The organism is Nostoc sp. DedQUE07 (genome assembly GCF_034530975.2).
Lineage (GTDB): Bacteria > Cyanobacteriota > Cyanobacteriia > Cyanobacteriales > Nostocaceae > Nostoc.
In genome coordinates, this window is record NZ_JAVRCC020000037.1 from 40620 (window position 1) to 54832 (window position 14213).

9 protein-coding genes are annotated in these 14213 nt (G+C 40.2%); 5 read left to right on the top strand and 4 right to left on the bottom strand.

Features of this window, described 5'->3' with window-relative positions; genetic code table 11:
- Nucleotides 1–2: 2 nt before the first annotated feature.
- Nucleotides 3–548 (bottom strand): hypothetical protein, encoded by a 546-nt coding sequence (locus RMZ95_RS24090; protein WP_322683331.1) that lies wholly within the window; start codon nucleotides 546–548, stop codon nucleotides 3–5.
- Nucleotides 535–1653: an AAA family ATPase gene (locus RMZ95_RS24095; RefSeq protein ID WP_322683332.1), complete on the bottom strand. Its 1119-nt coding sequence runs from the start codon at nucleotides 1651–1653 to the stop codon at nucleotides 535–537. The genes RMZ95_RS24090 and RMZ95_RS24095 overlap by 14 nt, the downstream gene beginning before the upstream one ends.
- 149 nt (nucleotides 1654–1802) lie before the next feature.
- On the opposite strand from RMZ95_RS24095, the gene RMZ95_RS24100 reads away from it, so the two are divergent.
- The 5 genes from RMZ95_RS24100 (at nucleotide 1803) to RMZ95_RS24120 (ending at nucleotide 11147) form a co-directional block, all read left to right on the top strand.
- Entirely contained in the window at nucleotides 1803–3866 is a 2064-nt protein-coding gene (locus tag RMZ95_RS24100; protein ID WP_322683333.1) for a heavy metal translocating P-type ATPase, read from the top strand.
- Nucleotides 3867–4244: 378 nt separating this feature from the next.
- The gene (gene rsmI, locus RMZ95_RS24105; RefSeq protein ID WP_322683334.1) at nucleotides 4245–5105 is read left to right on the top strand and encodes a 16S rRNA (cytidine(1402)-2'-O)-methyltransferase; all 861 of its coding nucleotides are present in this window, start codon (nucleotides 4245–4247) and stop codon (nucleotides 5103–5105) included.
- Nucleotides 5106–5597: 492 nt separating this feature from the next.
- A complete protein-coding gene (locus RMZ95_RS24110) occupies nucleotides 5598–5876 on the top strand; it encodes a GlsB/YeaQ/YmgE family stress response membrane protein (protein ID WP_322673642.1) in 279 nt (92 codons plus the stop codon).
- Between the two features lie 59 nt (nucleotides 5877–5935).
- Nucleotides 5936–6844, top strand: coding sequence for a hypothetical protein (locus RMZ95_RS24115; RefSeq protein WP_322683335.1), 909 nt, complete (start codon nucleotides 5936–5938; stop codon nucleotides 6842–6844).
- Nucleotides 6845–7523: 679 nt separating this feature from the next.
- The gene (locus RMZ95_RS24120; RefSeq protein WP_322683336.1) at nucleotides 7524–11147 is read left to right on the top strand and encodes a response regulator; all 3624 of its coding nucleotides are present in this window, start codon (nucleotides 7524–7526) and stop codon (nucleotides 11145–11147) included.
- A gap of 87 nt (nucleotides 11148–11234) precedes the next feature.
- Here the strand turns inward: RMZ95_RS24120 and RMZ95_RS24125 are convergent, their stop codons facing one another.
- On the bottom strand, nucleotides 11235–11930 hold the full coding sequence (locus tag RMZ95_RS24125; protein WP_322683337.1) for a Uma2 family endonuclease: 696 nt from the start codon (nucleotides 11928–11930) through the stop codon (nucleotides 11235–11237).
- Nucleotides 11931–12122: 192 nt separating this feature from the next.
- The gene (locus RMZ95_RS24130) at nucleotides 12123–13139 is read right to left on the bottom strand and encodes a ribose-phosphate pyrophosphokinase (RefSeq protein ID WP_322673646.1); all 1017 of its coding nucleotides are present in this window, start codon (nucleotides 13137–13139) and stop codon (nucleotides 12123–12125) included.
- Between the last annotated feature and the right edge of the window lie 1074 nt (nucleotides 13140–14213).

The window sequence follows — 14213 nt, forward strand, 5'->3', positions numbered from 1 at the left end:
ATTTACTCCAACAACGGCAAAATTCTTTGTAACTCTTCACAAGCCGCCTGGAGAGATGGCGGTGCATTTTCATCCAAACCTTGATAATACTGATTTACCAAGTTTTCCACGTAGGGTTTACAAGCTGACTCCTTGTTTAATTTTGAATATTCTATTTCTTCATCAACAGTTTCACCTTGTAAATAATGTATCCAAGTTTCAATATTTCTTTTGGGGATAAATATTGCAATCGCTTCTTTAGACTGGCGAATCTGCTGTAAATCTTCTATCAGTGCATCATCTAATTGCTTCAGCCTTTCCTCTACCGTTTTTTTATCCGCATCAATCAAAACCACAAGCATTCCTACGCGATAATTTTTGCTACGGTATGCTTTCACTTCTGGGGTATAATGCGCTCTTACAAACTGTTCTCCTGCCCCTTTTGGACAGATTTTAATTCTGACGTTTCTATCTAAAATAAACCCTAGCTTTTTCAAAAAATGACGAGCAAAAACTTCTTGTTGTCTATCCTCACAGAGAATCACAATCTGTACTCTACGTTGGCTCATAAAGCCATCCCCGTGCAATTAGTTCTGAAATGGTTAATCCAGTATTTTCCGCTACTTCATTACTAATTTTTTTCACCCGTACAGAAGCATTACTTTGACGTTCAAACCAATAACCTATAGATGATGCTAAAAGATAATCAATTAGTTCAGGATGATGAGAAATTAGCAAAGCTTGTAATTTTCCTTCACTGCAAAAATCATATAGTTCAATTAGCCAAGGCTGAATTGCTGATAAGAATAAAAAATTTTCTGGTTCATCTATACATAATGTATAGTCTTCAGATTCAGTATAATACAGCAAAGTATAAAGAGCAAAAAGCGCTTTTTGTCCATTAGATAATTCACTTAAAGGATAATCAATAATTTGTGTTTTATTTTCATAATCTAAAAATTGTAATTTTAAAATTACGCAATCATCATTTATCTGTTCAAACTTAAACCCTATAAATCCATTAAACAACATTTTTAAGACCTTAGTAATTTCGACTAATTTATCTTTTTGATTACTAATATAACGATACCAAGAAACAAAATTATCCATTTTCCAATTTAATTTTACTTCTTCTTGTAGACTAGTATTTTGTATAAAGTTAGGAATAATTTGTACAATAATTAAACGTTCTATTCTATTTTTGAACCACTTCAGTTTTGTATTGGAACTTTCTATAAAAAATAATATTGCAGAATGAGAGGTAGAAAATGGAAAATCAGATAGATATGAATGATCGTCTTTAGCCAGGTTCCCCTTACCGTTTTCAATATTTAATAAAGTCTTATTATTGAAATAGAGACGCTCATATTTTACATGACAATTATGTTGAATATGATGTTCAATAGCAAGTTCATATTTATAATCGCCACCATTTCCAGAAATCTCTAACTCAAAACGTTGAATTCGTGAAGACTGCCAGCGTGTACAGTCAGAAGAATGAAAAACCTTTCCTACATCACAATAAATAGTTAAAAAGTCTTGAATTTTTCTCAAAAACTCAAAAACAGTTGATTTACCTGAACCATTTTCACCGATAAACAAATTAATTGAGTCAAAATTAAGTTCAAAATTTCCTAAGCCACGAAAGTTATCAATATAGATTCGCTTTAGCATCAAGTTTTATCCTTACAATGTATTGCCATAGATTACAAAAATTACAATTTACTAACAGTATGTAAGTTTTCATTCCTAACTCCTACACTATTGACATTAACATCAATGTCAAGGTTTAGCGTGAGAGAGTCCCTGTTAATTCACTTCTCATGCTCTACTCCCAACGTTTGAACCAATTCACCAGAGAACACGCAGATACCGTAGCCGCCCTTTTGTGTGGATTCCTATTATTTCTCGGATGGTTCGCCTTGCATCTCGGTTGGTTGGGATTGGCGTTCCTGCTACTACCCGCCGCTTATATAATTGGTGGTTACGAAAGTGCGCGGGAAGGATTGACTACCCTCTTCAAAGAAAAAGAACTCGATGTAGATTTGCTGATGATTGTCGCCGCCATTGGTGCTGCTAGTCTTGGCTTATGGCGAAGAGAATATCATCTAATTATTGATGGGGCAATTTTGATTCTGATCTTTGCTATCAGTGGCGCATTAGAAGGCTATACAATGCAGCGAACTGAGCGGAGTATCCGCAGTTTGATGAGTTTAACACCAGATACAGCAAGGGTTTTACTTCAGGGAAGAGAAGAAGAAATTCCGATCGGTCAGTTAAAGGTGGGTGATGAGATTGTTGTCAAACCTGGAGAGCTAATTCCTACTGATGGGATAATTTTATCTGGTTACAGTACCCTCAATCAAGCTGCAATTACAGGCGAGTCTTTACCTGTAGAGAAAACAGTGGGCGCAGAAGTATTTGCCGGCACGCTCAACGGCTATGGTGCATTGCAGATTAAGGTACACAAACCAGCCCAAAGCAGTTTAATCCAGCGTGTAATTCGTTTAGTAGAACAAGCAAAGACAGAAGCACCTCCTTCGCAAGAGTTTATCGATCGCTTTGAGAAAGGATATGCCAAAGTCATTGTAGTAGCCGGAATATTACTGGCAACTTTACCGCCATTTCTTTGGGGATGGGATTGGGAAACAACAATTTATCGCGCTCTTACTTTCCTTGTGGTAGCTTCTCCTTGCGCGCTGATGGCTGCAATTATGCCTACCCTGCTTTCAGGAATCGCCAACGGTGCAAGACAGGGAATTTTGTTTAAAAATGGGGCGCAGTTAGAGAAGATTGGCCAAGTCCGAGCGATCGCATTTGATAAAACTGGTACTCTGACAACAGGACAGTTGCAGGTATTCCAGGTATTTTCAATTAGTGAATACACGCAACAAGATGTGTTAAAAGCTGCCGCTAGTGTGGAATCCTATTCAGAACATTCCATCGGTAAGGCAATTGTACAAGCGGCTGGTGAAACAGTTCGAGTCTTCTCTGCGAGACGCTCCGCGAACGCGGAGCGTTCCGTTGGCGCAGCCTCTCGAAGAGAAGGAAAGGCGGTTCCCGTCGAGTCGAAACTGTTGAACCCGAAGGGCGATTTAAATTTGGTTGATGCAATCCAAGTGCAAGCCATACCGGGACAAGGAATTGTGGGAATTGCTCAAGAACAACAAATAATTGTGGGTAATGCTGTTTTTGTACAGCAGTATGTCACAAATTTACCTGAAGAACTGCGAAAAATGGCTCAATCTTGGGAGCAAGAAGGTAAAACTGTGGTTTGGGTAGCGAAGAACCCCACCCCCAACCCCTCCCCGCAAGCGAGGAGGGGAGCAGAGGTGATGGGTGTAATTGCTCTTGCAGATGAAGTAAGAGCGGAAGCCGCCGCAACCATTACCCGCTTGAAGAAATTGGGAGTTGAACAAATTGTCATGTTAACCGGCGATAATCAGGAAACTGCTCACAGTGTCGCCAAAGCAGTAGGAATCGATCGGGTATATGCCCAACTTCTACCAGAAGATAAGCTGAATATTATCCGCCGTTTACAGCAACAATATCAAACTGTGGCAATGGTAGGCGATGGCATTAATGATGCGCCAGCTTTAGCACAAGCATCTGTGGGTATAGCAATGGGAGTATCTGGTAGCGATGTGGCATTAGAAACCGCAGATATCGTACTGATGGCAGATAGGTTAGAAAAAATTGCTGTAGCGATAGATTTAGGGAGGCGATCGCAAGCCATAGTAAAACAAAATATAGTTGTAGCGTTGAGTTTCATTATGTTGCTTTTAGTCGGCAACTTTCTCGGAAATATTAACCTACCCATCGGCGTCATTGGCCATGAAGGTTCCACAGTATTAGTTACCCTCAGTGGACTAAGATTATTGAAATAAGATAGGACGCAATATAAGCCCAAAAGCCAGTTGTAGAGACGCGATTTATCGCGTCTTCAAAGACCAGAAATACCCAAAATCACTGAAATTGATGAATTATATCATGTCCGCTTGATTGCTTATTAAACCCGAAGAACCCCACCCCGCCAAAGCTGTGCTTTGTCTCCCCTCCCCGCAGGCGGGGAGGGGTTGGGGGTGGGGTTCTTTTATTATGGGTAATTTGGCGGACATGATATTAGAAACTCTCGTCGGTTTAAAAAAAACAAAATTAGAGTATGGAGTGTTACCAATACTCAATTCGTATTAGACGTAAATTATTATTTTGACTTCTTAACTCTTAACTCCTAACCCCTAACTCTTAACCCCTAACTCTTGCTCATGCAAACCGATCCAAAACCAGGAACACTTTACGTTGTCGGTACACCAATTGGCAACCTGGAAGATATTACCTTTCGGGCGGTACGAATTTTGCAAACTGTGGATATCATTGCTGCGGAAGACACGCGTCATACGGGGAAACTGCTACAGCATTTTCAAGTTAAAACACCCCAGGTGAGTTACCACGAACACAATCGTACCAGCCGTATTCCAGAATTATTAGAGCATTTAGTTAATAACAAAGCGATCGCTCTGGTGAGTGATGCGGGGATGCCAGGTATTTCCGATCCTGGATATGAACTGGTGAAAGCTTGTATTGAAGCGGGAATTCCTGTAGTTCCCATTCCTGGCGCTAGTGCAGCAATTACCGCTTTGAGTGCAGCTGGATTACCAACAGATCGGTTTGTCTTTGAAGGCTTTCTCCCAGCGAAAACCCAACAGAGACAAGAACATTTAGAATCTCTGCAAACAGAATCTCGCACTTTGATTTTCTACGAATCGCCGCACCGTTTGCGAGATACTTTGCAAGACTTAGCTCTTGTTTGGGGAAGCGATCGCCAAATTGTGCTAGGACGGGAGTTAACTAAATTGTATGAGGAATTTTGGCGGGGGACAATTGCCGAAGCGATCGCTTACTACACTCAACGAGAACCCCAAGGTGAATATACATTAGTTGTAGCCGGAATTCCAGCCAGTCAGCCCCAACTGACAGAAGCAGAATTGAAAGCCGAATTGAAACAGTTAATTAGTCAAGGAATATCGCGATCGCAAGCTAGCCGTCAGTTAGCAAAATTTACTTCCCTTCCCCGTCGCCAACTATATCAACTAGCTCTTTCTATAGTCTCCAGTTCTGAACCTTGAACGGCTGATATCGCTTTTTTAAAAATTAAAAATCTAGATGTTAAATGTCTATATTTATTTATTTTTTCTTCCTTTTCTGTCCTTCTCTACGAAATACTACAGATTCTTGAAAAGTAACTTTTGCTTTCCGGTTGGGGTGCATGTTAAAGGGAAAGTAAAATTCCATACCGTTACCCTTTAACCCACTTCTGTAAGAAGTCCTATGCTTACCCATACAGGGAAGCAAGCTACACTAGTGTCTCATATAGAATGCGGTTAGCTTCCTTATCTACATCTTGTATGATGTCAAATAGGATTACTATATAAATAGTTGAATGTACAGAATGTGACTAATTTGTATATTCATCCTCAAAGATGACTTGGCGAATATTCAAATGATATCTAAAGATTTATGATATTAGTTCTTTAGATAGATCGGAAATTTTAGAAGCAAACTTTAATATGAAATAGTCAAATGCAAATAAAGCAGATTTTTAGTGAAGGAGAAATTCGATGACTAACATTATTGCTTGGTTGGTTTTGGGTTTAATCGCAGGTGCGTTAGCTAAGTTATTTTATCCTGGAACCCAAGGTGGCGGTATTATCTCTACAATTATATTAGGAATCCTTGGAGCCGTATTCGGTGGTTATTTGGGTCAAGTATTACTAGGAAGTGGTTCGGCAGCAGCTGCATCTGCCGGAGCTTTATCTCTAGGAAGTATTTTATTTGCTGTTATTGGTGCAATGATACTAATTTTCCTTTGGGGTTTACTGACTCGTCGCGCTGTGTAATTACCTCAAATTGAGGTAACAATCTTGGGAATCACTTCTAACTGCAATAAACCGATAAAATGACATTAGAGAAAGAGCGAAGAACTATAGGAGTTTTCGCTGGGTATTCCGATGCACAATTGGTACTTCAGGAACTAAAAGCTTCTAATTTTCCAATGGACAAAGTTTCTGTTATTGCACGGAATACAGAAGAAAGTGATATTGCTGGTGTTAGAATCATCGAAAACACTGGCAATACATCCTTAAAAGATGCTGCTGGAGCTGTTGCTAGTGATTATTTAGGAAATATTGCTGATTTATCAGTCGATCTAGTCCTCTTGGTAATTCCTGGTATAGGCCCAGTCATCTTAGCCGGAGCGGAAGTAACAGCGATCGCTACCACTTTAACAGGTGGTTTATCCAGTTTGTTTCTAAGTTTAGGAATTACTGAAAAACAAGCACAGGGTTATAGCGATCTTGTTTGTAAAGGTTACTATTTGGTGATAGTAACCGGTATAGACATAGAACTTCGTCTTGCCAAGAGGATTTTTAATCGCCGCGATATTCAACAATGGGGAGTCTTTGAGCCATACTCGACCCCAAATAATCGCTACAAATATGCACTCGGTATTTTTTATCGATATCAAGATGCACAAGCAGCGGTTACTGAATTGAAAACCGCTGAATTCCCCATGAGTCAAATATCAATAGTTGTTAAAAATACAAGCAATCTGGGTGATATTTCTGGGGTGAATATCAGCAGTTCCCAAGATAAATATACTACTTTAGGAATTTCTGATGAACTAACTAAATATTATGAGCATCATCTGACTCTCGGTCATTACTTATTAGTACTAAAAGGCACTGATATCTATGTAGCAGGTGCAAGAGCTATTTTAGAGAGTAATAAGGTTCAACATTTTAGTATTTATAGTCAATCCGAGCTTGATGCAGCTAGAAGCGATCGCCAGGTGATTAATAACTTCTAGTTAAATATTAAGTTGATATCAACAGATTTTTCGACACGCCATGATTGTGCGTGCATGTTCCTAAAAATGCTTTTGTACTATAAATTATATACTTCTATTGAAACCTTGACTTTGTTGTGGAATGGATGCTGCTGGCGATCGCTAAGGTTACGGTTTGCGTAGATTGATGTATAATGGCATAGATGTCATATCCAATTGCGAAATACACTATATCTAGTGTCTAGATAAATTACGTTTTAATTAATTGAATTTTACCGATTAGGCTGTTTAATTTTACTATCCAGTCTTTTGATTAATTTCAAAGTTATTGAACCATTACAATATAAATTTAAAGATATCATTTTTTAGCTAATGTTAAATTTAGAATCTAAGCAAAAATTTTTATCTATACCCGGCAATATTAAATTCAAAATATAATCAAGTAATTGCTTCTTTTGAAAGAAGTTATACTATTGAATGGCTTATTGTCAAAATCTTAGATAAAAATATTAGTATTTAGTTATATACTTATTTAAGTGCCTTACATTTGTAAAAAGTTAGGATACAAATGATAATAGTTGGGGTGCAAAAAATTAGGTATATCCTAGATAAACTAAATATCCCCCATTGATTTTGCACAGCCAAAACATAATCAAAATAGTCTCAAAAACAGAAATAATTTGAATACGTGCCTGGAGTAATGTTAAACCGTTTGAAGATTGGACCCAAGATTGGAGTGAGTTTTGCCTTGAGTTTGGCAACTCTGACCACCATTGGTTTCATCTCCTACCAAAGCACCAATGAGCTTATTCAAACTTCGCGCAAAGAAAGCCATACTTACCAGGTGTTAAGTCAGCTAGAAGACCTCAACTTGCAACTGACAAATGCTGAGACAGGCCAACGCGGTTACATTATTACTGGAGAACAGCGGTATTTAGAACCTTATAACGCTGCTATTCAAGTACTGAATCAAAAAGTTAAAGAACTTCAAAGGTTAACGGCAGATAACCCCAACCAACAAAATCGGCTTGATATTTTACAGCCACTACTAACCGAGAGAATGGCTGTAATGAAAGATGTCATAGAGCTACGGCAAAGCCAGGGCTTAGAAGCTTCTCAAAAAGCTGTTCTGACAGACCAGGGTAAACAACTGATGGATAATATCCAGAAAGTTATCCAGGCGATGAAAAATGAAGAGAATACACTGCTAAAACAGCGCTCTGAGAAGGCACAAGCAGCTGGTCAGCAAACGCTCGCCAGCATTTTCTATAGTATTCCCTTATTTTCTTTGCTCTTAGCTTTGATTGGATTCGCCTTGACCAGACATATCTCAGTACCGCTGAAGCGAGTTTCTGATTTGGCAGAAAAAATGGCGGATGGGGATTTATCGGTAAGTTTACCAGATAGCGATCGCCAAGATGAAATTGGTGTGTTGACGCGCACCTTTAACGAGATGATCGTTAATCTGCGAAATACAACTCAAAAAAATGAGGAGCAAAACTGGCTCAAATCTAACTTAGCTGAATTTACTCAGATGCTCCAAGGGCAGCGAAATCTGGAAAGCGTGTCTAGTATGATATTGTCGAATTTAGCACCACTAGTTGGGGCATCACAGGGCGTTTTTTATGTGATGGACTCCATCAACGACCAGCCTGTGCTGAAGTTGCTGAGTGGTTATGCTTATAAAGAGCGAAAAAACCTAGCAAATCAGTTTCGTTTGGGTGAGGGATTGGTGGGACAATGCGCCCTAGAAAAACAAAGAATCCTCCTCACAGAAGTACCCAGTGACTATATCCGGATCAGTTCCGGCTTGGGAGAAGCACCACCGCTAAATATTATTGTCTTGCCCATACTATTTGAAGGGCAGGTAAATGCTGTAATTGAACTTGCCTCTTTTGGGCCTTTTAACCAGTTGCACCTAACATTTTTAGAACAATTGAGTGAAAATCTGGGTGTATTTTTAAATAACATCGCCTCACAATTGCAAACACAGCAACTACTTGAAGAGTCTGTTGCTTTAACAGAAGAACTGCAAACCCAGCAAGAAGAACTACAACAAAGCAATCAACGCTTGGAAGAACAGGCGCACGAGTTAGAAGAATCACAATTCCTTGTCAAGCAATCTAACGAAGAATTGCAACAACTAAATGAGGAGCTAGAAGAAAAAGCAGAATTGTTAGAAGTTCAAAATCGGGAAGTGGGCCGCAAGAACCAGGAAGTCGAGCGAGCGAGGAAGTCTTTGGAAGAAAAAGCTGCACAACTGGCTCTGTCTTCCAAATATAAGTCAGAATTTCTGGCGAATATGTCCCACGAACTGCGGACACCGTTAAATAGCCTATTAATTTTAGCAAGGCTACTGGCAGATAACTCTCTTAACAACTTGACCGACAAACAGGTAGAGTACAGCCGGACTATTTACTCGGCTGGAACTGACTTGCTGGAATTGATCAATGACATTTTAGATTTGGCAAAAATTGAGTCCGGTACTATGTCGCTCGATATTGAGCAAATTGCTCTTGCAGATTTGGAAACATCTCTAGAGCAGACTTTCCGGCAAGTTGCCCATAATAAAGAAATCAGTTTTACTATTGAACGGGATGAGAAGTTACCCCCAACAATTTATAACGACTCCAAACGTCTGCAACAAGTCCTGAAAAATCTCCTCGCTAACGCCTTTAAATTTACAGAACAGGGAGGTGTGAAGTTACAAATATTTCAAGTTGATAATTCCACGATCGCTTTTGCCGTCAGCGACACGGGCATAGGCATTCCAGCCGAAAAGCAGAAGATTATTTTCGAGGCATTTCAGCAAGCAGATGGCACAACTAGCCGCAAGTACGGCGGAACTGGCTTGGGCTTATCCATTAGCCGTGAATTAGCTCAACTGTTGGGAGGGAGAATTGAACTACTCAGCCAACCAGGACAGGGAAGCACCTTCACCCTTTACTTGCCCAAACAACAGGAAAAGCACGGTCAAAATATCACCACACCAATCCTTGAGCCAACCACCCCAAGCCGCACAGCATCGACCATAAAAGAACTGCCAATGGTGGAAAACAGACCCACAACTGTGGACATCTCTCCATCAGTGAAAGTACTTCCCAGCTTACCCCACGATATTCCAGATGACCGAGAAATAATTCAACCAGGCGATCGCATTTTGCTAATTATCGAAGATGACGATAAGTTCGCCCGCATCTTACTAGATATGGCACGTCAGCAGGGTTTTAAAACTATTGTTGCTTTACAAAGCAAACAAGGTCTAGCACTGGCAGAACAGTTTAAACCTAATGCGATTATGCTAGATATCCACATGCCAGAGATGGATGGTTGGACGGTGCTGGATCGTCTCAAACATAAACCAGATACCAGACATATACCAGTACACATACTTTCTGTTGATGAAAGACAACAACGGGGATTACAGCTAGGAGCAATTACCTATCTCCAAAAACCCGTGTCTCCAGAAGCGCTAACTCAGGTATTGACTGAGATTAAAGGCTTTATTGAGCGTCAGGTAAGAAATCTCCTAATTGTAGAAGATGACCCCGTACAAGCCCAAAGTATTATCGAACTAATTGGTAACGGCGATGTCCAGAGTACAGCAGTAGGTACAGGGGCAGAAGCTCTCTCGATTTTGCGATCGCATCACTTTGATTGTATGGTACTCGATCTCGGTCTGCCCGATATGAGCGGGTTTGCCTTAATTGAGCAGATAAAACTTGAACCCAAGCTTTTGAAACTGCCGATAATTGTTTACACCGGCAAAGAACTCAGCCGACAAGAAGAAACCCAGCTGCGGGGGCTAGCAGAAACAATTATTATTAAAAATGTGCGATCGCCAGAGCGGTTGTTAGACGAAACTGCCCTATTTTTGCATCGGGTGCAAGCAAATTTGCCCACACCAAAGCGGCAAATGTTAGAGCAACTACATCAAACTGACCCGGTGCTGGCTAATCGGAAAATTTTGATTGTAGATGATGACCTGAGAAATATTTTTGCCCTAACCAGCTTTTTAGAAAGCTATCAAATGCAAGTGCTATTTGCCGAAAATGGCAGAGATGGCATAGAAAGACTGCAAGCTAATCCTGAGATTAATATAGTTTTGATGGATATCATGATGCCAGAAATGGATGGTTACGAAACCACCCGCGCCATCCGCCAACAACAACAGTTTCGCTCACTACCAATCATTGCTTTAACTGCCAAAGCCATGCCAGGTGACAAAGAAAAGTGCATTGAAGCTGGAGCCTCTGACTACATCACCAAACCTGTAGATACCGAGCAGTTGCTTTCACTACTCCGGGTTTGGCTGTATCGGTAAGGAGTTATGTTTTTTATTAGCTTTTTCTAAGAGGGCTTTTCCATACTCATCACATTCTAAAGAATCCTCAAAAATAGGAACTCCCATCTATTCCCTATTTCCCATATTCTCATTTAACTTTTGCATAAATTCTTGATGTTCAATGCCAGCTAAACCTGCTTGCAGGACAGATAACACCGTTGCCATTTCTCCTGAGAGCAAGGCAGATACGGCCAACCACAACCCCGGAAACACCTGAGAGCGAATAATTCCCTGCTCATCGGTTGGTAGCGAAACATACTCGTCCGCTTGCAGCCTAAACCAATCCAACTGATTATCTAATGTTCGCCAGACAATATACTCCTGTACTCCATTCCGCCGATAGGTGCGTTTTTTATCATGTAAATCGATGGCTGCACTGCTTGCTGCCACTTCTATTACCAGTTCGGGTGCGCCTTGGATATAATCATCCTCACTAATCAATGCCTGTCTGCCCGGAATAAATAGTACCGCGTCAGGCTGTGGTTCATTATCCGCATCTAAACGCACTGTGGGTTCAATTCCCAAAACAACGCCAGGGGTTGCAGTTTTATAGTTCCATAACCACCCGATCAAGTCTCCATGTGGTTCGCCATGACTTTTAATTCTCAGTGGCGATGCCATGATATACACAACTCCCTCAACCAGTTCAGCTTTTCTTAAATGTGGCATTGCCTGATAGCGCCGCTCAAATTCGTAGCGAGATAAGCGATCGCCATTTTCCAAAGGTAAAACTGAAATGACTTTTTTAGGAGTTGTAACCATTCCTTTGTCCTCTTTACCCAAATTGTTCAAACTGAATTAAAGTATTCTAATTTGACACTGCTGCATTTATTTTACTCCACACATGAAAAAGCTCCTTTGGAGTGAAACAGGAGCGTAATAACTAAAAGCCCACACTGACCCCCCAAACGGGTACAGTGTGGGTAATTTATGCCTATAACACTAATGGCAATCTTAGCGAAACATACTACTAACTGAAGTATCTTCATGAATTCGCCAGATAGTTTCTCCCAACAGATTAGCTACTGACAACACCACAAGTTGTGGAAAACGATTGTTTTCTGGTATGGGAATAGTATTGGTGACAATGACTTCCTCAAACAAGCCACTAGACAACCGCTCCATCGCTGGTGGAGAGAATACCGCATGAGTTGCACAGGCGTATACCTGACGCGCTCCTTCTTCACGCAGTAATCGCGCTCCTTCTGCGATCGTTCCCCCAGTGTCGATCATGTCATCTACTAACACTGCCGTTTTGCCTTTAACATCGCCAATGATATTTAATACTTCAGCAACATTATGTGCCTGACGACGTTTGTCAATAATTGCCAGTGGCGCATCATCCAGTTTTTTGGCAAATGCCCTAGCTCGTGCTACACCGCCAACATCGGGGGAAACAACCACAAGATCGGGCAGTTCTTTGCTTGCTAGATAATCCAGCAATACTGGCGAACCGTAAACATGGTCAAAGGGGATATCGAAATAGCCTTGAATTTGAGCCGAGTGTAAATCCATTGCTAGAACGCGGTTGGCACCTGCTTCCACGATCAAGTTAGCAACCAGTTTAGCGGTTATTGACTCTCGTCCTGCCGTTTTGCGATCGGCACGAGCATAACCATAGTAGGGAATTACTGCCGTTACCTGTCGCGCAGAAGCTCGACGACAGGCGTCAACCATAATCAATAATTCCATCAAATGATCGTTGACGGGTTGACAACATGGCTGGATTAAATAAACATCACAACCTCGAATCGATTCTTGGATTTGAACGTAAAGTTCTCCATCCGCAAATCTTTTGCGAATCATTGGCCCCAAGTCCATGCCCAGATAACGAGCGACTTCTTGAGACAGTTGTAAATTGGCAGAGCCAGAAAACAGCCGCAGGCGATGATTATCGTTCAGTCCTGTTGCAGATGGTTGCACTTTGAAAGTTGCAGAACTGAGCACAGCAGATCCTCTATGTGCATTCATAGTAATATTATCATTAGAGATTTAATAGATTTAACCAAGAAATAGCCTAAAAAAACATCTGTAAGTTTTATTGAAGCTTCCATACAAAATTTAAACATTTTTCCATGAAATTATTATTCGCTACTTATCTAGTCTTCTTGGCAAACAAGCTATTCATAGCTTAACTGACATCAAGTCGATGCACTAGGTCTATAGTTCAATTTTTTGGTTGAGGTAAATAAGCCTAATTGCTTAAACATTATTGGTGTGCTAAGTTCTTCTAATTACCTCATTGATAGCTGACAGTAAAGCATTGACAACTTTAGTTGATATTAAAAAGTTTGTTCTCACACAGTATAGCACTTGTAACTAAGTAGTCAAAGAGTAGCTTATTACTCTATAACCTACGCATTGACAAAAGTGACAATTATTATAGAGCCTAGAAAAAGCTGGCAGTGGACAAAATTTATCCACGCCCTAGCAAGTTTTTAGATAAAGATTAAATAAAGATGTTTTTTTGATACTTAATCTTACTTAACACAAGTAATTTCATTTAAGTAACTTATTGTAAATATTTTTACTTAAAAGATTTTAGTTGAATATAAAAAAATTGTTGAATATCATTGATATTGAATTTGTCTGCGAACATCCTGTCAAATAGAAGCTACGAATCACATCTGAACTAGTTAGTGACCGTATTATTGCTGAGATAAAATTAGTACTTCTGGGTATGCTTGATTTTTGAGTAGTTGCGATCGCTCTACTTGGGTGCAGCGAGAACTGCCTCTGCCCTGTGATTCAAACGAATCGTGATTTTGGATGTTGGGGCGATCGCAGAGCGAATAAATTCGGTAAATAGCCCAATGGCAGAATTTTGAGAACTTTGCAGATGAAAAATTTTAAAATTTTTTGATGCAGTAGCCCAAATCTGGGATCGAAGAGAAACGCCATCTAGCTTAAATAAGAATTGACAAAATCAAGATTTGTAGTGCTAAATAAATCATTATTGAGTGAGATATAGCGATTACCAGTTACGTGAGGTATAGATAATATTTTGAAACGCAAAGGGACGCAAAGTAAAGCGCAGAGGTACTC